Source organism: Centipeda infelix ATCC 43532 (assembly GCF_000234095.1).
GTDB lineage: Bacteria > Bacillota > Negativicutes > Selenomonadales > Selenomonadaceae > Centipeda > Centipeda infelix.
Genome location: NZ_JH376799.1, coordinates 288,175 through 309,477 on the forward strand (window position 1 = coordinate 288,175; position 21,303 = coordinate 309,477).

Sequence of the window (21,303 nt, forward strand, 5' to 3'; positions counted from 1 at the left end):
TTTTGCATACAATCAATCGCTCAGAAAATCAAATGTGCGATGAGATAGCCTACACAGCAGCCAGAACTGACACCGATAAGCCCTGGAATCATGAACGAATGATTCAGAATGTACTTGCCGATGCGCGTCGTACCCGAGCGGTCAAAACCGATGCACGCGAGGTCGGAGGGGTACGTCGGCAGGAAGAAGTATCCGTAGCACGCCGAGATGAACGAGAGCACGAGGATCGGGTCCATTCCAACATTCAGTGCCATCGGCACCACGATTGCGATCGCCGCTCCCTGCGAGTTCACGAGCTTCGATGTGAGGAACGCGAGCACTGCGTACGCCCACGGATAGTTCTGCACGGCAGAGCCGAGGAATTCCTTGAGGAAGCCCATGTGGTTCATAAAGTAGGTGTCTGCCATCCACGCCACACCGTAGACGGAGACGAGTGCAACCACACCCGAGCGGAAGACCTGTGAGTTGCCAACATCCTTTGCCTTGACCTTGCACGCGAGCAGAATCGTCGCACCCACAAGCAGCATGACCATCTGGATCACGACCACCATTGAGATCGCCTTCGGTGCAGCATCCGGCTTCGGCGGGAACTTCGGCAGCAGTTCGGGGAAGTTGCCGAGTACTGCGATTGCAATGATACCGACAAAGAAGATATACATTGCACGGTAGTACTCTGTCGGGAGCTCCTTATCCATGAGACTTTCGGTATCACCGTAAACATACTTTTTGTTCTCGGGGTCGCGAATGAACTCTTGGAAACGCTCATCCTGCTCGAGATCCTTGCCGCGTCGATAGCTCCACAGTGCCGCAAAGAAAACACCGAGTCCTGTCGCCGGAATCGACACAGACAGCACTTGAAACACGGAGAATTCATGCCCCGAGACCGAGAGAAACGCGACCATCGAAACAACCGCAACCGACACCGGCGAAGCACAGATGCCCATCTGCGAAGCAACGGACGAAACCGCCATCGGACGCTCAGGACGGATGCCCTGCTTGATCGCGATGTCGTAGATGATCGGGAACATGGTGTAGACAACATGCCCCGTACCGCAGAGCACCGTGAGGAACCACGTCGTCAGCGGTGCGAGGATCGTGACGTGCCTGGGATTGTTCCGCAGGAACTTCTCCGCATACTTCAGCATGACCGTGAGGCCGCCCGACGTCTGCAGGAAGCCCGCGCAGGTCACAACCGCAAGGATGATGAGCATGACATCGATCGGCGGCTTGCCCGGCTGATAGCCGAAGACGAACGTGTAGATCACAAGGCCGAAGCCGCTGATGACCGCGAGCCCAAGCCCCCCGTGCCGCACACCGACAATCAGGCAGACGAGAAGGACAATAAAGCCCAAAATCATTTCCATAGAACAATTCCCCCATTCTACGCAGAGACCCCACCCTGCACAGTCATAATAGCAACGTGTACTATTATACATCACGAATAGATTATTAGTAAAGCCTAGGATATATAAACAGAAGCTATCCAAAACAAAAGAACCGCCTGAGGGCGGCTCTTTCAAATAAGGTATGTGTTTGATATTTACGCTTAGCGCTTCATGTTGATCAGTGTCTCAAGCATCTCGTCCGACACCGTGATGATCTTCGAGTTCGACTGGAAGCCGCGCTGCGTGATGATCATGTCGGAGAACTGGTCGGCGATGTCGACGTTCGACATCTCAAGCGCCGAGGTCGTCAGCTCCGAACCGATATCCGACGCACCGCTGATGGTGCGCGTACCGGAGTTGTTCGACTCCTGATAGAGGTTGCCGCCCATCTTCGTGAGACCCGATGGGTTGTTGAACTGCGCCATCGCAATCTGGGCTTCTTTCTGGCGGACACCGTTCGTGTACGTGCCCGTGATGACACCCGAGCTGTCGATATCAACGCTTGCAAGCGTACCCGCCGCGTTGCCATCGGAGGTTGCCGAAATGGTCGACGTACCCGAATACTGTGTGATCGCCGCAAGGTTCATGCTGACTTGCTGCGGTGCCGCGCCGTTTGTGTACTTGAGGTTCAGCGAGGCAGATCCGCTCACATAAGAGCCTGCCGTGTCAAAGGTGAGCTCGGTTTTTGTGAGGGAAACAGTCGTCAGCGTCCCGTCTGCTTCCTTGATGGTATAAGAGTCGCCACCGCTGCCGAGCGAGAGCTGCCATTTGTTGTTTGCTGTCTTCGTATAGACAACGGGGATAGAGTGCTTCGCACCGAGCGAATCATAGACCGTGACTGTTGTCGCCACCGACGGATAGAAGGTATCGCCCTGAGCGTAGGTCTTTGCTACAAGCCCATCAATCGCCGTGCCGCTCTTCGTATTGAGCACAACCCCCGAGACCGTCTTGTTATTGTGCTCATATACAGAGACACGCGAGGTTGCCACAACGTTACCATCTGCAGCCGTAGCTGTACGCGCAAATGTCTGTGTCGCACTCGTAACGGTCACAGCAGAGGCAAGCTTCGCCTTATTTCCATCGGCTGTCGCCAATGTCGCTCCGGCATTGCCTTTTACCTCTTTGATCTTGAGCTGCCCGTTATAGGTGTCGCCAACCTTGTATGTAAAGGTCGTCGGACTTGGAACAGTGACTTTTATCGGAGCCTTTGGGTTGGTAAAGTTGTTGTCTGCAGCCAGCTCCAACTCGACTTCATTCGTACCGACCGCCGTCACCTTCGTGATTGTTCCGCTGATGTTGTACGTCCCACCGAAGGTATATGTTCCGCTTTCAAGCCCCGTAAGAGAGATATCGGTTGTTGCGCCCGCAATCTTTTTGGGACTGGAAGCGTTGTCGGTATCAATCCCCAACTTGAGATCAACCTTGCCGGTAGGCGAAGCCGTAACATTGGAGATCTTAGACGTGTAGAGTGTCTTACCTGCTACAGCAGTCGCGGTATCGAATGGATAGGTAGCCGTGCCGTCCAATGTGACCGTCTCACCTGACGAAAGGGTCAGGGATATCTTTCCTGTCTCGGTCGGAGTATAGTTCGCTACCGTCTCAGACGTACCGTCCGCATACTTTACGAGGGTATTCGCGACCTGATAGCCCGGCGTCGATGCATTGAGGTTCTTTGTATAGGATGCCGTCGCGGTGGTCTTTGCCTCCATGGACTTGCCCGCAGGGATCTGAATCTTTGTCGTGTTGTCGCCTGCGACATTGAGAACCCCGTTGTTCGCCATATAGCCTTGCACGTAGAGACCCGTACTCGGGATGGTAAGGTTGCCTTCCGCGTCGAATCCGAATGCGCCGTTGCGCGTATAGAACTGCTGATTGCCGCGCTTGACGACAAAGAGCCCGTCGCCGCGCGAGATGGCGACATCCGTGTTCTTGCCCGTCTGCTGCACAGAGCCGTTCGTGTAGATGAGGTCAGTGCTTGCAACACTCATGCCGAGACCGACCTGCTTCGGGTTCACGCCGCCGATGTTCCCCGTCGGCGAAGACGCCCCCGAGAGGTTCTGCGAGATCATGTCCGCGAACGTAACGCGGCTTGCCTTGAAGCCCGTGGTATTGACGTTCGCAATGTTGTTACCGACGACATCCATGCGGGTCTGATGACCCTTGAGTCCCGAGACACCCGAGAACATGGAACGCATCATAATGAATCTCTCCTTTGCCATGTGTGACAGTGCAAAGGAAAGCCATATCTGTATGGGAAACACGCCCCCGCAGGGGTGTTCTGTGCTCCCCGTGCTTTGGGAGACGATCTCCGTCTCTCTGCTGACCGCACCAGTCGCGCGCGGTCAAAAGCCTCCCGTAGGTCCGGCTTCGTCAGATGATGGCTGCACTGTCAATGTTCGTAAAAATACTGTCTGCCGCGGTCACGTCGTCGAGCGCTGTGATCACGGTACGGTTCGTCACTGAGACGACCATCGCCGTACTGTCCTTCATATAGATCAGGGCTTCCCTTGCACCCTTCTCCCGCATACGGTCGATGGTGGAGCCAAGTTTCTCAAGCTCCGTGTTCGTGAGCATGACACCGCGCCGCTGCAGCCGCTCCTCTGCGTGCTGCGAGAAACGAACGCGCTCCCGTGCTCCCTCAAGTACCTGTGCAAACGACGCTCCGCTGCTGTCCATTACTTTTCGTCCGTGGCCGGCCCCCCTGCATCCCTGCCCGACCAGCGCGATCGAATCGTCTGCAATCCTCATCGCCTCACCTCCTCTCTTTGGTGTAGAATAAAACATTCCACCGTGTATATCGGTGGAATGTGAGATAAACTTAAATGGAAATAAAGGAAGCACTGATAAATTCAGCCACGCCATCTTGACGTATCTTTTTTGCCCGCACTGTGTCGACAAATCCTCCACATAGCCCTTGCTATGCGTCCGGTTTGTCTCCTTGTTCGGACGAAAAAATCTACGCCAATCTGACGGACTTCATTTTATCAGCGATTCCTAAAGATTTTAGAGTTCCATCACACCGTACGCGATGCGGCTGTACTTTCCTCCCGTGATGTGCGTGAAGCCGAGGCGTTCAAATTCTGCGCTCTCACGGCGTTCCTTCATGACGACGCGGAGGCGTGCCACACGGCGCGCCTCCGCAATGGTCTCCTCCGTAAGCGCACGCGAATCGGCAAGCACGCGCAGCGCGTTCATGCCCGCGCTCTCGTGGAGCGGACGGCGAAACATGGGGTCGAAGTAAACGACATCACAGCTGTCCGTCTCCGCCGCACGCAGATATGTGAGAGCATCTGCGTGATGCACGGTAATGCGGCGCATTGCCGCGTGCATCTCATAGTTGTCGCCTGTCGCGTGCGCGAGCCCGTCTGCGATGACTGCCGCAATCAAGGGGTTCGACTCAAGTGCCGTGACCGTTCCCTGCGCCCCGACGGCAAAGCTCTCGACAATCGCATCCGCGCCCGTACCGAGGGTGCAGTCGAGGACGTGCATCCCCTCCACAAGCCCAAGTGCAGAGACGAGGTGGTCGCCGTGACCGAGCAGCAAATTTTTGATGCGCAGATGCGACATGCCCGGATGAAAGAAAAGTTCCCCCTCCGCCGTAACGAGCGTCAAGAGGCCGCGCCGTGCGACAAGCGCAGCATCCACACCGTATGCCGCACGCAGTTCTTCGAGCGAATCATTGCCGCGTGGGACGTTCGGTATGCCGAGTGCCGCCGCCGTCCGTGCCGCAAGCGTACGGTTCGCCTCCGTATATTTCTGTCCGCGCCGCACCGTCGTCACAATCGCGCTGATGGTGTTCGTTCTCATAGGTTGAACCCCGTGCGCTTGAACATCTTCGCGAGGTCATGGGTATCGAATCGGAGGATGGTCGGTCGCCCGTGCGGACAGGTGAACGGGAACGGCGTCACACGGAGTTCGTCGAGCAGGATCTCCATCTGCCGCACACTCAGCTCCTCGCCCGCCTTGATCGCCGCGCGGCATGCCATCGTTGCAAGCCCCGCCTGACGCAGGTTCGCAGGGGTTGCCGCGTGCAAATCGCCAAGGGACATCAGGATCTCGCGTATCGTGTCCTCTGCCTCGTCCGTCGGGATATCGGCAGGTGCCTCGGTCAAGCGATATTCGCGCTCTCCCGCAGGTTCGAGGTGGAACCCGAGACGGTCGAACAGCTCCGCATTCTCCTCGATGTACTGCGCCTCACGCGCGTCAAAGGAGAGAATCGCGTGCACGAGCATCTGTTGGGACGGAATTCCGTCCGCCTGTGCGGAGAAACGGTCAAAGAGGATGCGCTCGTGCGCCGCATGCTGATCGACGATGTAGAGACTCTGCGCACTCTGGGCGATGATGTAGGTGAGATCAACCTGTCCGATGGGGAGAAGGTTTCCCTCCATCTCTGCGCCCTGCTCCACATTGGAATGCGAACCTGTGGCAGAAAACGCCGCGCGTTCCTCACTGCGCACGGCAGCGACGCGATCCTGCGCGGCACGCAGGTCAACGCTCTGTCCGCGCCACTGCACCGCCTCATGTACGGTCTGTGGACGCACGGGCGGCATCGCGTAGGTATTTGCGGGAGCGGCGGCATTCCGTGTGTATGGAGTCGCATCAGCAGGTACACCGACGTTCAGCGGGACGGCTTCGTAGTGAAATTTCGGCTTTTCGACCGACGACGCAATTGCCGTACTCTCCCCCGCCGCTCCTCGAATCGCGTCGAGCACAGACTTGTAGACCGCCTTGAAGATGCGCCCCTCGTCCTCGAATTTCATCTCCGTTTTCTGCGGGTGCACGTTCACGTCAATGGTTCGCTGCGGCACCTCGATGCGAAGAACGGCAAGCGGAAAGCCCATCTTCGGAACGAGCGCACGGTAGACGTTGTCAATCGCCTTCGCAATCGCACGGTTCTGTATCGTACGCCCGTTGACGATGTACGTCTGCCACGCGCGGCTGCTGCGGATCACGGACGGTTTCGAGATGTAGCCCGTGATACGGATCTCCGCCTCCTCATCGTGGAAGTCGAGTGGGATCAGCGCCCCCGCCGTATCGCCGCCGTAGATGCTCTCGATGGCGCGGCGCAGGCTGTCATCTCCCGCCGTCATGATCGTCAGCCGATTATTGTTAATGAAGCGAAATGCGATATCGGGGCGCGAGAGCGCGAGCCGAATCACATAGTCACTGATCTTGCCCGCCTCGGTCGTATTCGTCTTGAGAAATTTCTTGCGTGCGGGCGTGTTGAAAAAAAGCTCCTCGACGCGTACACTCGTCCCGATCTCGCAGCCCGCATCCTCAATCTCGGGCATTTTGCCGCCGAGGATGTCAACGCGCGTACCGAGGTCATCCGATGCCCGCCGCGTGAGGAGGGAGAATCGCGAGACGGATGCGATGGTCGGCAGAGCCTCACCGCGAAAGCCGAGCGTCGCAACGGTCTGAAGGTCGGATACGGAGGAGATCTTACTGGTCGCATGGCGCAGGATCGCCGTCTGCGCATCCTCGCGCGTCATGCCGCGCCCATTGTCCGTCACGCGGATGAAGCTGACACCGCCGCCCATGATTTCGATCTCAACCGCCGTCGCGCCCGCGTCCATCGCGTTTTCGACAAGCTCCTTGACGACGGAGGCGGGACGCTCCACGACCTCGCCCGCCGCAATCTTGTTGATGGTGCTGTCGTCCAGTATATGAATCTGCGTCATGCCTGCCCTGCCTCCTTCCGCGCCTGTTCCTGCAGACGATAGAGTGTATTCATCGCCTCAAGCGGCGTCATGGTCATGATGTCCAGTGTTCTAAGCTCATCGAGGGTACCGTCCGCAAAGAGGGATGCCATTCCCTCGGCAGGCGGCATTTCCTGCGTGTTTGCGGCGGGTATCTCTGCGCCGGCAGACGCGGATTCCTTCTGTTCGAGTGCGTGCAGGATCTCCTCTGCACGCGCCGTCACCTTCGGCGGCAGTCCCGCGAGGCGAGCAACGTGAATACCGTAGGACTTGTCCGCCGCACCTGCGACGATGCGGCGCAGGAATGCGACATTCTTCCCCTTTTCGCGCACGGCGATGCAGTAGTTGCGGATGCGCTCGTTTTCCATCTCCGTGAGCTCGTGGTAATGCGTTGCAAAGAGGGTTTTGGCATGAATATATTTGTCAATATGCTCCACAACAGCACGCGCGATGCTCATGCCGTCGAACGTACTCGTACCGCGCCCGATCTCATCGAGGATGACGAGACTGTCCTTCGTTGCCTCGCGCAGGATCTGCGCGACCTCGTTCATCTCCACCATGAAGGTGCTCTGCCCGCTCACGAGATCGTCGCTCGCGCCGATACGCGTGAAGATGCGGTCGACGGGTGCGATCTCTGCCGCGCGTGCGGGGACGAAGCTGCCGATCTGCGCCATGAGTGTAAGCAGTGCAACCTGCCGCATATAGGTGGACTTGCCCGCCATATTCGGCCCCGTAATCAGCATTGTCTCCGTCCCGCCGTGGCTGAGGTCGGTATCGTTCGGGACGAATACCTCGCGCTGCAGCAGTCGCTCTACGAGCGGGTGACGTCCGTCCCGTATGAGGATCGCGCCGTTTGTCGTTACCTGCGGGCGCACATAGCGATAGTTTGCCGCCGCCTTGGCAAGGCTCTGGAGGACATCGACACGCGCAATCGCACGCGCGACGTTCTGGATGGGAACAAGCTGCGCCCGCACCTGCTCGCGCAATTCCGTGAAAATATGATACTCAAGCGCGGTGATCTTCTCCTGCGCTCCGAGGATCTTCGCCTCAAAGGCCTTCAGTTCCTCGGTGATGAAGCGTTCCGTATTGGCAAGCGTCTGCTTGCGGATGTAGTCGGCGGGTACTTGGTCGCGCCCGCTATGGCGCACCTCGATGTAGTAGCCGAAGACCTTGTTGTAGCCGATCTTGAGCGTCTTGATGCCCGTGCGCATGCGCTCGCGCTCCTCCATCTCCTGCAGCAGGGCTTTGCTGTCGTGGGAAAAGGCGTGCAGTTCGTCGAGCGCCGCATCATAGCCCGCGCGAATGATGCCGCCATCCCGCACGGAGAGTCCCGGCTCGTCCACAATCGCACGTTCGAGTGTGTTGCGGAGGTCGTCGAAGGTCTCAATGGATGCGTGCGCACGCGTGAGGAGACTGGTCGCCGCCGTACCGAGGATTTCGCGGACGGCGGGGAGTGCCGCAAGGGAAACGCGCAGAGCAACGAGGTCGCGTGCGTTCGCCGTCTGCGTCTCGATGCGCGTGAGCAGACGCTCAAAGTCATAGACTGAGCGCAGGTGCTCACGCAGACTGCCGCGCAGCGGTGCGTTCTCCACGAGTTCCGCAACAGCACCGAGCCGCGCATCAATCCGATGCGGGGTCAGAAGCGGATGCTCAAGCCACGCCTTGAGGAGACGGGTTCCCATCGGCGTGCGCGTAAAATCGAGCACGTCGAAAAGCGTGTTCTTCTTGCCGCCGTCGCGCAGACTACGTGTGATCTCAAGGTTGCGCAGCGTGTAGGTGTCGAGCTGCATCGTATCCGCTGCATCGAGGAAGGAAAGGCGGTTCAGCTGCGAGAGATCCGCCATTACCGTATCGTGGAGGTAGCGCAGGAGGGTTGCGACTGCCGTCCGTGCGCCCGCATCCGTCGGAATCTCGGCAGCGGGAAAATGCTGCGCGAGGAGCTCATCGCTTTCTATCGTCGGTACAGTCGCGACAGCGCAGTGCGGAAGACGCTGTGTGAGAAACGCTCGCACCGTGTCCGCGAGGGAGAAGCCGTCCGTCATCAGAAGTTCTGCCGTCATACGACGGTAGAGTTCGTCGAGAATCTGCTGCGCCGCCGTCTCACCCGCATAGGAGGCGTAGAATGTCTCACCCGTAGAGATATCTGCTCCCGCAAGGAAGAACGTCCCGTCGTTCGTTTCGTGAAGCAGCGTGATATAGATATTCGATGCGTCGCGCAGCACCTCGTCCGAGAGTGCCGTGCCGGGGGTCACGACCTTCACCACCTCGCGGTGCGTCAGCCCCTTTGCCTTCGGGTCGCCAATCTGCTCGGCGATTGCGACCTTGAACCCCTTTGCGACGAGGCGTGCGATGTAGCTGTCCGCCGCATGATAGGGCACACCGCACATGGGACTTTTGTCGAGATCGCCGCTGCGGCTCGTGAGCGTCAGTCCGAGCTCCTTTGCCGCCACCTTTGCATCGTCAAAGAACATCTCATAGAAGTCGCCGAGACGAAAGAAGAGCAGTTCGTTCGGATGTGCCTGCTTCGCGGAGAGATATTGCTGCATCATCGGCGTGACGTTCTGCGCGTCCATAACGAACCTCCTAAATTATGTGATAGAAACAAAAATAACAGTGCATTGTTCAAAGCGCCCCCACCGTCACGCTGACGCGTGCCACCTCCCCCGCTGTGGCAGGGGAGGCTTTGGGGCATGCGGCAATTACGCCATATTAGCTTCCCTCGTCGATACGGGGGAATTAGTGAGTGAACCGATCCGATAGAGGTACTCCTATGAAATGATCTCGCCCTTCAGCACCCATGTCTGAGGCTGCGTGATCTTCACCTGCACAAAGTCACCTTCACACTCCGCACCGTGCGGAAAGAGCACAATCTTGTTCGTGCGCGTGCGTCCGCTCCAAACGGTCGGGTCGTTCTTGCTCGCCCCCTCGACCATAACCTCAAGCGTCGCACCGCGAAGACGGTCATTGATCGCGCGGCTGATCGCATTTTGCTCCTCCATGAGGGCGTTCAGGCGTGCGTGCTTCACATCATCGGAGACTTGGCACTCCATGGTCGCAGCAGGCGTGCCCGAACGCTTCGAGTAGAGGAAGGTATATGCCGAGTCGTAGCGCATCTCACGCAGGAATGCAAGCATCTCCGCAAAGTCCTCATCCGTCTCCCCCGGAAACCCGACGATGAGATCGGTCGTCAGGCTCGCGTTTGGCAGCGCCTCACGCACGCGCTGTGCACGCTCGCGGTACTTCTCCACCGTGTAGACGCGGTTCATCGCCTTGAGAATGCGGTTGCTGCCGTACTGTACGGGCAGATGGATGTGCTCACAGATATGCTGTCCGTTCTTGATGGTATCAATCAGCTTGTCGCTGATGTCCTTCGGATGTGAGGTCATAAAGCGCACGCGGCGAATGCCCTCCACCTCGTCCACCATGCGCAGGAGGTCGGCAAAATCCGCCTGTTTGTGGTCTTTGCCGTACGAGTTCACATTCTGCCCGAGCAGCGTCACCTCGGTATAGCCCTCCGCGACCGCACGGCGCACCTCCGCCACGATCTCCTCGGGCGCACGGCTGCGCTCACGTCCGCGCACATAGGGTACGATGCAGTAGGTACAGTAGTTGTTGCAGCCGTACATGATGGGCACCCACGCAGAAAACTTGCCGCCGCGTGCAACGGGCAGATTCTCCGCAATCGTCTTGTCTGCAAGTGTCACGTCCACCACAGGCGAATGCTCTGCCTCGATCTCCGCGACGATACGGGCAAGCTCCTGCACCTTTCCCGTCCCGAGCACGAAGTCGATGTGCGGTGCGCGGCGCATGAGGTTATCCCCCTCCTTCTGTGCCATGCAGCCCGCAATGCCAAAGATCAGCTTCGGATTTTTTTCCTTGATCTTCTTGATCTCGCCGATCTTCCCATAGACCTTGTCCTCTGCCGTCTCGCGCACGCAGCAGGTGTTGATGAGGATCACATCCGCCGTCTCCATCTCCTCCGTGCGCTCATAGCCCGCGCCCTGCAGCTGTCCCTCCATGCGCTCCGCATCAGCAATGTTCATCTGGCAGCCATAGACGAGTATCTTGTAACGTCCCCGCATTCGTTTCCTCTCATTTACACAGTCATACAGATAGTAAAAAAGTCTGGAAGAAATCCTTCCAGACCGCATTTCATATTGGAGGCGACACCCAGAATCGAACTGGGGATAAAGGTTTTGCAGACCTCGGCCTTACCACTTGGCTATGTCGCCGAAAGATGGAGCGGAAAACGAGGCTCGAACTCGCGACCCCCACCTTGGCAAGGTGGTGCTCTACCACTGAGCTACTTCCGCACAAAATCTTCCTGTGCCGCATGAGCGATACTTAGATATTATATCTGCACGAGGAGGTTCTGTCAAGGAGAAAATTCCCGCAATGAACCGCCTTTCCACAAAAATCGACAAGATTTTTTTCATAAATGGGCGTAAATATTTGACAGGTACATCTACTTCTGCAATAATGAAAGATAATACTTTTTATGCTGTTGTATGTGTATTTTTATATTTGGAGGGAACTGCCATAAACGCACTCAAAAAGAAAGACCTCTTGACGCTTGGATTTATGATGTTTTCCATCTACTTCGGCGCAGGTAATCTGATCTTCCCGCCCGCACTCGGACAGGCGGCGGGCGATCACACACTGCTTGCGATGCTTGGATTTATGACAACGGGCATCGGACTTCCGCTCCTCGGCATCACGGCGATTGCGCTCGCGGGCGGGGAGTACGTTTCCCTTCTGCACACAAAGACATGGCCGCTGTTCGCGACAACACTGCTCGTCATTCTCTATCTCATCATCGGTCCGCTCTTTGCAATGCCGCGTACGGGTGCGGTCTCATTCGAGATCGGTATACGCCCCTTTCTCGCCGAGGACAATCTCGCGCTCGGACAGCTGATCTATACGGCGATTTTTTTCGCGGCATCCTACTATCTCGCACTGAATCCGAACAAGATCATCGATCGCGTGGGCAAGATGCTGACGCCGGCACTCCTGCTCGTCCTGCTCATCCTCTTTGTGCAGGCATTTCATGCGCCGCTCGGGAATGTACTTGAACCGACCGGGAACTACATCGACGCACCATTTGCACAGGGATTCCAAGACGGTTATCAGACGATGGATCTGCTCGCCTCCATCGCCATCGGCGCACTCGTGACGAATGCCGTCCGTCTGCGCGGAATCACGGACAGCCGCGCCATCGGAGCTGCGTGTCTCGTCTCCGGTCTCATCACCGTTACTCTCATGGCAATTGTCTACGGCTCGCTCGCCTACATCGGCACGACGAGTGCCTCGGTACTCAGTCACTCGGAAAACGGCGGGCAGATTCTCTCGGGCGCGGTTGGTATCTTCTTCGGCTCTGCGGGAAATCTCCTGCTCGCCGTCATCATCGCGCTCGCGTGCCTGACTACGTGCTGCGGCATCACCTCAAGCGCGGCGATGTTCTTCAACAAGCTGCTGAAGGGACGCATCTCATACGAGCGGCTGCTGCTCCTCTCGATTCTGTTCAGCTTTGCGGCATCAAATGTCGGTCTGACGCAGATCATCGCACTCGCCATTCCCTTCCTCGTTGTGATTTATCCGCTCGTCATCGTCTTCGTCATCCTCTCGCTCTTTGACCGCGTCATCGGCTGGCGCAGAAGCATCTATCAGGGAGCAATGGCGCTGACGCTCGTGTTCTCGCTGATCGACGGTCTGCATGCGGCAGGTCTGTCAAATGCCCCAATGCACGCGCTGCTCGTAGAGTACATTCCGTTCTACGCGATTATGATGGGCTGGATCTGTCCCGCTGTTGTCGGAGCAGTTCTCGGCTTTGCCATCTCACTGTTTCAGACTGCGCCTGTGCCCGCAGAGGAGGCACATACATAAAAAATGGGTTGCCGCATGAACTTCATGCAGCAACCCATTTTTTAATGCAGGTGACGCTTCTTTTTCTTCTTCCATTTAAGATAGAAGTAAATAATGGCGATGGCGGAACAGATGACGAAGATAAGGCTCGCCTCGTGACCGTACTCCATGAGATCCGTCCAGTTCTCGCCGAGCATCATGCCGGCATAGAGAATCGCCGCCGTCCACGGAAGTGAGCCCGCGATGGTGTAGGTAAAAAATCGCTTTGGATCGACGCGTGCAAATCCCGCCGGCAGCGAGATGAATGTGCGGATGACGGGCAGCATACGGCTGAAGAACACAGCCTTGAGCCCGTAGCGGTCAAACCAGTCCTGTGCCGTATCGACGTGGGATTTCTTGATGAAGAAGTATTTCCCGTATTGATCTACGAACGGGCGACCGCCGCGTGCACCGACCTCGTAGGCAAAAATCGAGCCGAGCAGCCCGCCGACCATGCCCGCAAGCAGCGCTCCCGAGAATGTCATGTGCCCCGCAGAGACAAGGCAGCCCGCAAACCCGAGGATGAGCTCACTCGGAATCGGAATGCAGGCGTTTTCTGCCGCCATGAGTACGGCGACGGCGACGTAGCCCCACGACGCGATGAACGAGAGAAACATCTGAGAGAAATATTCCACAGCAAAATCTCCTTCGTGTATACACAAGAACTTCCCTACAAAAAAATCCCCAGTGCACTGCTGTACTGGAGATTCAAATCCAAGGTGGTGCCTCAGAGCGGAATCGAACCACTGACACGGGGATTTTCAGTCCCCTGCTCTACCAACTGAGCTACCGAGGCAAAAGGAAAAATGGCGACCCGGATGGGACTTGAACCCACGACCTCCGCCGTGACAGGGCGGCATTCTAACCAACTAAACTACCGGGCCATATCTGGTGACGCGTACGGGATTCGAACCCGTGAAGCCGCCGTGAAAGGGCGGTGTCTTAACCACTTGACCAACGCGCCGAACATCATGAGAAACGGCGGAACACCCGCGGGGGTATCCGCCGCTCACTCACGAAGGCAATTATATGAGATTTTTGACCGCTTGTCAACATCTTTTATTTGCGCTATAATCATATGGTTTTTGAGCTGCAACGTCACCCATTCCTTAGATGTTGAGGCTGCTGCCGAGGTTCGCCCACTGAACATCTGCGGCGTACTCCTCAAGTTCGGGCAGCTTCTCCATGAGATAGGAATTCGTGACGCGCACGAATGTCCCTTTCATGCCGAGCGACTTCGACTCGATGACACCCGCAGACTCGAACTTACGCAGCGCATTGACGATAACCGAGCGCGTGATCTTCGCATCGTCGGCGATGCGCGAGGCGATCAGTCTGCCCTCGAACTTCCCCTGGCTTGCGAGTTCCTGCAGAATCGCGTGTGCAGCCTTGCGTTCGGAGTACGAGAGTGTTTCCACAGCGATGCGTACCGCCTCGCGCTGACGCGCCTCGATCTCGCTCTTCTGTGCCGCATCGCGCAGCATCTCCATGCCGACGACGGTTGCGCCATACTCGGAGAGCAGGAGGTCAGGATCTCCAAACTCCTTTTTGCCGCTTGCCACAACGAGAGTCCCCAGTCTGCGTCGCGGACCGTAAATCGGCGTGATAACAATGTTCTGCCCGCGGAACAAGTCCGCCATCTCTTTTTCGTAGGGCGCCCCCTCTGCATCCACGCGGATGTTTGCGTGCGTCTCCTCCAACCGATTGAGCCAATCGACATACTTGCGCGGGAACTGTCCCAGCTCAATCGCCTCGTTCATCATGAGGTCGTCATCATCAAAGAGCGCGTATCCGCAAATTTTACCGCTCTCATCCGTGATATAGACGTTCGCCTCAAGTACATTGCTCAACACGCGCGATATTCCGTCGTACTCAACGCTCTCCGAGCGCTGGAGCAACCGATTGATCTGCCGTGTCTTTCCCAACAATGACAGCATCTGAATCCCCCTCTTTCTCAAGCTGTCCGCACAGCCTGAAACAAATAACCACACCCCGTATAAAGACATTTTTCCTTCTATAAATATAATACTACTTTTTTTCCAAATTTCAAGAAAAACTTGAATGTTTTTCATCTTTCAGCGATAAAATCCTACTATCATCCCATAGCCTCATGCGATAGTTTGTGAAAAAATTTTTTCAGTGTCTTGCCTAATGGATGGAATCATAGTATAATATCACGGTATTGCGCGTGACTTGAGTGAAGTACGCGTCGAGGAGGTGTAGCAATGGCAAGTGTATGCGAGGTCTGCGGCAAAGGGCCGATGAGCGGCAACAATGTGAGCCACTCCCATGTGAAGACGAAACGCAAGTGGAAGCCGAATATTCAGCGTGTCCGCGCCCTTGTGAAGGGTGAGGTCAAACACGTCAATGTGTGCACGCGCTGCCTGCGTTCCGGCAACGTCGAGCGTGCCGTGTAAGCAAGTGCATAGAGGAAGCCGTCCGACAGTCGGGCGGTTTTTTCTATAAAGAAGGGATGATTTGATGGACAAGAATGTAAAAGAGATTCATGCGGCAAATGCACGTTACGTCGAGGGATTCGGCGACAAGGGAAGTCTGTCGCATCATCCGGCGCGAAACATCGCCATTGTCACCTGTATGGACTGCCGCCTTGATCCTGCGAAATTTGCAGGACTGGCAAAGGGCGATGCACACGTGATCCGCAACGCGGGCGGGCGCGTGACGGACGATGTCATCCGCTCCCTCCTCATCTCCTACAAGATGCTCGGAACAAAGGAATGGTTCGTCATCCAACACACACACTGCGGAATGATGGGCTTTACAAACGAGGATGCACGGGAACTCTTCGCCTCGGATGCCCATGTGCACGGGATTGACCCAACGGAGGCACACTACATCGACTTTATGCCGATCAGCGGCACGATCGAGGAGAACCTTGTGCGCGATGTGCGCCGTCTGCGAACCCACCCGCTCGTCCCTGCCTCCATTGTCATCCACGGCTATGTCTACGACGTACATACGGGACGGCTGATCGTCGTCGAGGAGGCCGAAAAGATCGGCGCAGCAAAATAACCTCTTCGTACAAAAAAAGAACGCTTCACACGGAGCGTTCTTTTTTGTCGTCAAAGGTCTGCTTGCGCCCACGCATTCAGTTCTCGCCGCACGTTCTGCCAGTTGGGGAAATACCGATCCATGCGTGCATAGAATCGGCCATCATGCCCGCGTACCCAGAGGTGCGTGAGCTCATGCGTGATGACGTAGCGGAGAGCACGCACGTCATACTGCGCGAGCTGAAGGTTCAACGTGATTGCTGCCGTGCGGACGTTGCAGCTGCCCCAGCGCGTCTTCATCGCGCGGATACGCCAGAGAGCGGCGTATTTGCCGACAACGGTCTCACAAGAGGGGGCTTCGCGCTCGATGGCCGCCACGAGTTCCGCACGGTAGAGTGCCCCGATTGCCGCACGGCGCACATTGACATCTGCCGTCTGCGCAGCATGAAGTACAATCGTCCCATTAGCATACTCAGCATAGGCCTTTCCACGTGTAAGCGGCACACATACAATCGGATATTCCTGCCCCCAGAGCCGTATCCGCTCGCCCGCTGCATATGTGCACACAGGTCGTTCTGCACGCGCGCGCAAAAGCCGCAGACGCTCGTCAATCCAGGCACGTCTGCGGCGGACAAAATTCTCCAGATCCCTCTGCGCCGTCCGCTGCGGCACGCTTAGCTCGATGTATCCATCACGAACGCGAAGGTAGAGGTTCTTGATATTCTTATAGCAAATCTGCGCAGGAATCCCATCCAATACGGTACGCTGCTCCCGCACAGCGCGCACATGCTTCCTCACAGCTGCCCATGCGCACGCATATCACGCATCTTCTGTGCGACGTTGTAGATGACGCTCAGATCCTCACGGTCAAAGGTATATGCCTCGTTGCAGAAGTGACATTTCACCTCTGCCGTTCCATCGTCGCGCAGCGCACGCAGATCTTCCTCACCGAGCGTCAGCAGTCGATCGGTGATGTAGTTCTTCGAGCAGTTGCAGCGAAACGCAAGGTCGGTGGTCGAAAGGATCTTCACATCGTCGAAGCCGCCGAGGATTTTTTCGGCGATGCCCGCAGCGTCCAGCCCCTCCAGAGCCATGTGCGAGACAGAGGAAATCCCCTTCAGGTTCTCCTCAAGACGGTCAATCGTCTCATCCGACGCGCCCGGCAGTGGCTGGATGAAGAAGCCGCCCGCGCCGAGACATTTCAGATCAGGGCTAACGAGAACGCCGAGCCCAATGGAGGACGGTGTCTGCTCGGAGGTGTAGAGGTAGTTGATGAGATCCTCCGCAATCTCTCCGTTCGTGATGTCGACACTGCCTGTCACAGGCTCTTTCAGACCCGTGAAGCGCGTAACTGAGAGAATCCCCGCACCAATGCCGCCGCCCACGTCGATCTTGCCGTGGGAGTTCAGCGGTATATTGACGTGCGGATGATCAACATAGCCGCGCACAGAGCCCTCCGCCGTCGCATCTGCCGTCACCGTGCCAAGTGGTCCATCTCCCTTGAATTTGATCGTAACAGATTCCTTGTTCTTGAGATTCGCAGCGAGGAGCAGTGCGCCCGTCATCGTGCGCCCGAGTGCCGCCGCCGCGACGGGATAGCAGTCGTGCCGCCGCATCGCCTCGGCGACCACATCCGTTGTCACCGCCGCAAACGCACGCACCTCTCCATTTGCCGCCGTCGCCTTAATCAGTTGATCCATATGTATCCTTACCAATCGAGCGCGAGCTCATGCAGAACATCGCCCGTATCTATGTCAAAAATCCGTATCGTACCATTCTCAAGAACTGCGACGGTGTTGCGTCCGTCGGGGCGCTTCGAGAGCGCAGCAGAGCCGGGGTTGAGGAACACGGTATTGCCGCGTTTTTCGAGCACGTTGATATGGACGTGGCCGCTGATAAAGAGGTCTGCCCGCAGATGCTTTGCCATTGCGTCCTTTTCCGCATCGGTCATGACGGCATCGCCGTGCGTGACGATGATGCGCCGTCCCTCCCACACGACGTAGGCGTAGGGGGACATGACGGGCAGTTCGAGACAGCTCGCATCCACGTCGGAGTCGCAGTTTCCCTTGGCGATGATGACGGGAATTTCCGAGCCATTGATGCGCTCGATCAGCCCCATCGGATTGTAGTCCTCCTTCATCGGATTCCGCGGTCCGTGGTAGGCGACATCGCCCGCATGGAGAATCAGATCCGCGCCCGTGAAGAATTTTTCACACGCGCGTACCCACGCGCCCTCATGCCCGTGCGTATCGCTGAGTATGCCGATCTTCATCTGCTCACAGCTTTCCGAGGAGACTTGCCATCTCCATCGCTGCCATCGCGGCATCCGCGCCCTTGTTGCCCGCCTTCGTACCCGCACGCTCAATCGCCTGCTCGATGTTCTCCGTCGTCACCACGCCAAAGATCGTCGGAACACCCGTCTGGAGGCCAACCTGTGCGACCCCCTTCGACACCTCGCTGCAGACGTAATCGTAGTGTGTCGTCGAGCCACGAATGACCGCCCCGAGGCAGAGTACCGCATCGTATTTGCCACTCTCCGCCATCTTCTTCGCCGCAATGGGGATCTCGAATGCGCCCGGCACCCATGCCACGTCAATATCGCTGTCTGCCGTCTCGTGGCGGTGGAGCGTATCGAGTGCGCCGCCGACCAGCTTGCTGACAATAAATTCGTTGAACCGTGCGGCAACAATGCCGAATTTGAGATTTTTTCCGCTGATATAGCCCTCAATGATGTTCGCCATATTATTCGCTCCTTACTCCTCCATCATCTTCACAAAACGATTGTGCGCCGATGTATTATAATATCCCAGCTTATGCAGGACATACCAATCCTCAATCATAGTTTCCTCAGCGACATGAAGCGCGGTCAGAACTGCTCCGGCAAATTCCAAAGGTGCAGAACCATTTGCCGTAATGATGTTCTGATCGAAAACCGCCTGCCTCGCCTGATAGTTCTCTGCGCCCTTGTATTTTGTCCCCTTCCACTCTTGCAGTGCAGACAAGCGGTTGCCGGTATGCTTAACCGAGTTGAGTACACCGATGGATGCTAAAAATGCCGCCGCATCACAAATACCGCCAAGCACTTTGCCGCTGTTCACACAGTGCTCGACCAGCGGGATTATCTGCTGTGCACGTTCTTCACGCCAACACAGCCCACCGATGAGAAGCAGAGCATCGTAATCCTTCGGTACAGAATCCACCGTATAATCCGCCGTCGCATGAATGCCGCCGATGGAGGTTACAGGATCTTCCGAGAGGGAAACTGTCTTGACCACGATTTTTCCCTGCCCAAGCATATGAATCCCCGTCGATACATACGCCGCTTCCCAATCCGCATACTGTTCAAGAAGTGCCAGTAAAACCGTCTTCATCCCTCGCACCCTCTCACTCATTTCCCCAATTCCTCATCACTGAGGATATGTCCCATCTTTTCCTTCTTCACCGTCATATACTTGCGGTCAAAGTCATGTGTGCTCATGACGATCGGCACGCGCTCGACAATCTTCAGCCCGTAGCCCTCAAGTCCCGCACGCTTCGCGGGGTTGTTTGTCATCAGGCGAATGGTCGAGAGTCCGAGGTCGGCGAGAATCTGCGCACCGAGCCCGTAGTCACGCAGATCCGGTGCAAAGCCGAGCTCAACGTTCGCCTCGACGGTGTCGCGCCCCTGATCCTGCAGTGCGTACGCGCGCATCTTGTTCGCGAGACCGATGCCGCGCCCCTCCTGCCGCACATAGAGGACGACGCCCTCGCCCTCCGCCTCGATCTGCCGCATCGCCGCCGCGAGCTGGTCGCCGCAGTCACAGCGCATCGAGCCGAGCGCATCGCCCGTCAGACACTCCGAGTGCACGCGCACGAGCACGTTCTCCTTGCCGCGCACATCACCCTTGACAACGGCGAGATCACAGCGGCTGTTGAGCGTGTTCTCATACGCAAGCAGACGGAAATGCCCATATTTGCTTGGGAAATCCACGTCCGAAATGCGATGGACAAACGTCTCTGTGTGCTTGCGGTACTCGATGAGATCGGCGATGGTAATGATGTTGAGCCCGTGCTTTTTGGCAAACTTCTTGAGCTCGGGGGTACGCATCATGTGCCCGTCGTCCGCCATGATCTCACAGCACATCCCCGCAGGATACAGCCCCGCAAGACGCGCGAGATCCACCGTCGCCTCCGTATGTCCTGCGCGGCGCAGCACACCGCCCTCGACCGTCCGCAGGGGGAAGATGTGCCCCGGGCGGCGGAAATGCACGGGCTTTGCCTGAGGGTCAATTAGCATCTTCACCGTATGGCATCGCTCAAACGCGGAGATGCCCGTCGTCGTGTCGTAGGCGTCGACGCTGACCGTGAAGGCTGTCTCGTGATTGTCCGTATTGTTCTCCACCATCTGACCGATCTCGAGTTCATCGAGACGGCTGCCCGCGATCGGCGTACAAATGAGTCCGCGTGCGTGCGTCGCCATGAAATTCATATGCTCGGGTGTGAGCGTCTCGGCAGCGACGATAATATCGCCCTCGTTTTCGCGATCCTCATCGTCCACGACAACGAGCATCTTGCCGTTCTTAATATCCTCGATTGCCTGTTCAATCGTTGCAAAATCTGACATACTATCTCTCCTAAGAATTTGACTGTATTCCCGCAAATGCCTGCGGTGCAATGTCCCTAAGCGAACTCCTCTAAAATCCATGCTGTAAAAGGAAATCCCGTGTAAGCCCTGCGCCCCGTGCAACAACATTTTCGCCGCCGAGCAGTTTCAGCGCGTATTTCCCGAGAATATCCGTCTCGATGTTCAGCGGGCTGCCGATGCGCTTTGCACCGAGATTCGTCACCGTGCGCGTGTGCGGAATCAGGCTGACGGTAAAATCCACCGCCCCCACCCGCGCAACTGTGAGGCTGATACCGTCAAGCGCAACCGAGCCCTTCTCAACAATCCCGCGCAGAATTGCAGCATCTGCCGCAACCGTCATCAGAATCGCATTGCCCTCCTCGCGCATCTCCGTGATCTCGCCCACACCGTCGATGTGCCCGCTGACAAAGTGTCCGCCGAGACGCGTTGTCGGAAGCAGCGCACGCTCGAGATTGAGCGGCGCACCGTGCATGAGCCCCGCGAGTGACGTGCGACGCACGGTCTCGGGCATGACCGCCGCACGAAATCCGTGCGCATCGAACTGTGTCACCGTAAGGCAGATCCCGTTGACGGCAATGCTGTCACCGATGTGCGCATCCGATTGGACGAGCTTTGCCCCAATCATGATATTGCCGCCCAAAAGTCCACCAAAGGTGCCGACCTCCTCGATAATTCCTGTAAACATG

At 57.0% G+C, this 21,303-nt stretch carries 19 protein-coding genes, 5 tRNA genes and 1 pseudogene; 3 read left to right on the forward strand and 22 right to left on the reverse strand.

Translation table 11 applies throughout. The features are described 5' to 3' along the window. Positions 1-20 precede the first annotated feature (20 nt). The 10 genes and pseudogenes from HMPREF9334_RS07440 to HMPREF9334_RS07480 all read right to left on the reverse strand — a co-directional run bounded on the left by HMPREF9334_RS07440 (position 21) and on the right by HMPREF9334_RS07480 (position 11,397). A complete protein-coding gene (locus HMPREF9334_RS07440) occupies positions 21-1,364 on the reverse strand; it encodes an anaerobic C4-dicarboxylate transporter (protein WP_006692866.1) in 1,344 nt (447 codons plus the stop codon). A 182-nt stretch (positions 1,365-1,546) separates the two neighbouring features. Then, entirely contained in the window at positions 1,547-3,583 is a 2,037-nt protein-coding gene (locus tag HMPREF9334_RS07445) for a flagellar hook-basal body complex protein (protein ID WP_006692867.1), read from the reverse strand. Between the two features lie 172 nt (positions 3,584-3,755). After that, positions 3,756-4,133: a TIGR02530 family flagellar biosynthesis protein gene (locus HMPREF9334_RS07450; protein ID WP_039957417.1), complete on the reverse strand. Its 378-nt coding sequence runs from the start codon at positions 4,131-4,133 to the stop codon at positions 3,756-3,758. 84 nt (positions 4,134-4,217) lie between these two features. After that, positions 4,218-4,365, reverse strand: a pseudogene (locus HMPREF9334_RS12835) (secretion protein HlyD); the annotation flags it as partial. 23 nt (positions 4,366-4,388) lie between these two features. Beyond that, complete coding sequence (locus tag HMPREF9334_RS07455; protein ID WP_006692869.1) at positions 4,389-5,192, reverse strand: class I SAM-dependent methyltransferase; 804 nt, start codon at positions 5,190-5,192, stop codon at positions 4,389-4,391. Continuing rightward, a complete protein-coding gene (gene mutL / locus HMPREF9334_RS07460; protein WP_006692870.1) occupies positions 5,189-7,066 on the reverse strand; it encodes a DNA mismatch repair endonuclease MutL in 1,878 nt (625 codons plus the stop codon). Before mutL ends, HMPREF9334_RS07455 begins: the two co-directional genes overlap by 4 nt. Continuing rightward, the gene (mutS, locus tag HMPREF9334_RS07465) at positions 7,063-9,657 is read right to left on the reverse strand and encodes a DNA mismatch repair protein MutS (RefSeq protein WP_006692871.1); all 2,595 of its coding nucleotides are present in this window, start codon (positions 9,655-9,657) and stop codon (positions 7,063-7,065) included. Before mutS ends, mutL begins: the two co-directional genes overlap by 4 nt. A gap of 195 nt (positions 9,658-9,852) precedes the next feature. Continuing rightward, positions 9,853-11,166 carry a tRNA (N6-isopentenyl adenosine(37)-C2)-methylthiotransferase MiaB gene (gene miaB / locus HMPREF9334_RS07470; RefSeq protein WP_006692872.1) on the reverse strand — a complete coding sequence of 438 codons (1,314 nt, stop codon included), beginning with the start codon at positions 11,164-11,166 and terminating at the stop codon, positions 9,853-9,855. A 76-nt stretch (positions 11,167-11,242) separates the two neighbouring features. Then, a tRNA-Cys gene (locus tag HMPREF9334_RS07475) sits at positions 11,243-11,316 on the reverse strand. Between the two features lie 6 nt (positions 11,317-11,322). Next, a tRNA-Gly gene (locus tag HMPREF9334_RS07480) sits at positions 11,323-11,397 on the reverse strand. A gap of 166 nt (positions 11,398-11,563) precedes the next feature. Between HMPREF9334_RS07480 and brnQ the strand changes: the two genes are divergently transcribed. Continuing rightward, positions 11,564-12,967 (forward strand): branched-chain amino acid transport system II carrier protein, encoded by a 1,404-nt coding sequence (brnQ, locus tag HMPREF9334_RS07485; RefSeq protein ID WP_211204850.1) that lies wholly within the window; start codon positions 11,564-11,566, stop codon positions 12,965-12,967. Between the two features lie 41 nt (positions 12,968-13,008). On the opposite strand, the gene HMPREF9334_RS07490 is transcribed toward brnQ, so the two are convergent. The 5 genes from HMPREF9334_RS07490 to codY form a co-directional block, all read right to left on the reverse strand. Next, on the reverse strand, positions 13,009-13,620 hold the full coding sequence (locus HMPREF9334_RS07490) for a DedA family protein (protein WP_006692874.1): 612 nt from the start codon (positions 13,618-13,620) through the stop codon (positions 13,009-13,011). Between the two features lie 85 nt (positions 13,621-13,705). Next, positions 13,706-13,781: transfer RNA gene (locus HMPREF9334_RS07495), tRNA-Phe, on the reverse strand. Positions 13,782-13,792: 11 nt separating this feature from the next. Next, a tRNA-Asp gene (locus tag HMPREF9334_RS07500) sits at positions 13,793-13,869 on the reverse strand. Positions 13,870-13,874: 5 nt separating this feature from the next. Next, positions 13,875-13,949 (reverse strand) — tRNA-Glu (locus HMPREF9334_RS07505). Positions 13,950-14,094: 145 nt separating this feature from the next. Beyond that, positions 14,095-14,922, reverse strand: a complete 828-nt coding sequence (gene codY, locus HMPREF9334_RS07510; RefSeq protein ID WP_006692875.1) for a GTP-sensing pleiotropic transcriptional regulator CodY — start codon at positions 14,920-14,922, stop codon at positions 14,095-14,097. A gap of 288 nt (positions 14,923-15,210) precedes the next feature. Between codY and rpmB the strand changes: the two genes are divergently transcribed. Beyond that, positions 15,211-15,402: a 50S ribosomal protein L28 gene (rpmB, locus tag HMPREF9334_RS07515; RefSeq protein ID WP_006307492.1), complete on the forward strand. Its 192-nt coding sequence runs from the start codon at positions 15,211-15,213 to the stop codon at positions 15,400-15,402. 64 nt (positions 15,403-15,466) lie between these two features. Next, complete coding sequence (locus HMPREF9334_RS07520; protein ID WP_006692876.1) at positions 15,467-16,015, forward strand: beta-class carbonic anhydrase; 549 nt, start codon at positions 15,467-15,469, stop codon at positions 16,013-16,015. A gap of 50 nt (positions 16,016-16,065) precedes the next feature. Here HMPREF9334_RS07520 and HMPREF9334_RS07525 read toward each other — a convergent pair whose 3' ends face one another. The 7 genes from HMPREF9334_RS07525 to HMPREF9334_RS07555 form a co-directional block, all read right to left on the reverse strand. After that, positions 16,066-16,791, reverse strand: a complete 726-nt coding sequence (locus HMPREF9334_RS07525; protein ID WP_039957420.1) for a M48 family metallopeptidase — start codon at positions 16,789-16,791, stop codon at positions 16,066-16,068. Then, positions 16,788-17,693, reverse strand: a complete 906-nt coding sequence (gene hslO, locus HMPREF9334_RS07530; protein ID WP_006692878.1) for an Hsp33 family molecular chaperone HslO — start codon at positions 17,691-17,693, stop codon at positions 16,788-16,790. Before hslO ends, HMPREF9334_RS07525 begins: the two co-directional genes overlap by 4 nt. 8 nt (positions 17,694-17,701) lie before the next feature. Continuing rightward, the gene (gene yfcE / locus HMPREF9334_RS07535; protein ID WP_006692879.1) at positions 17,702-18,265 is read right to left on the reverse strand and encodes a phosphodiesterase; all 564 of its coding nucleotides are present in this window, start codon (positions 18,263-18,265) and stop codon (positions 17,702-17,704) included. 4 nt (positions 18,266-18,269) lie between these two features. Next, positions 18,270-18,734 carry a 6,7-dimethyl-8-ribityllumazine synthase gene (ribH, locus tag HMPREF9334_RS07540; RefSeq protein ID WP_006692880.1) on the reverse strand — a complete coding sequence of 155 codons (465 nt, stop codon included), beginning with the start codon at positions 18,732-18,734 and terminating at the stop codon, positions 18,270-18,272. A gap of 12 nt (positions 18,735-18,746) precedes the next feature. Then, positions 18,747-19,364, reverse strand: coding sequence for a DJ-1/PfpI family protein (locus HMPREF9334_RS07545; RefSeq protein ID WP_006692881.1), 618 nt, complete (start codon positions 19,362-19,364; stop codon positions 18,747-18,749). Between the two features lie 17 nt (positions 19,365-19,381). Next, positions 19,382-20,596 (reverse strand): bifunctional 3,4-dihydroxy-2-butanone-4-phosphate synthase/GTP cyclohydrolase II, encoded by a 1,215-nt coding sequence (locus tag HMPREF9334_RS07550; RefSeq protein ID WP_006692882.1) that lies wholly within the window; start codon positions 20,594-20,596, stop codon positions 19,382-19,384. A gap of 70 nt (positions 20,597-20,666) precedes the next feature. After that, the gene (locus HMPREF9334_RS07555; RefSeq protein WP_006692883.1) at positions 20,667-21,302 is read right to left on the reverse strand and encodes a riboflavin synthase; all 636 of its coding nucleotides are present in this window, start codon (positions 21,300-21,302) and stop codon (positions 20,667-20,669) included. Between the last annotated feature and the right edge of the window lies 1 nt (position 21,303).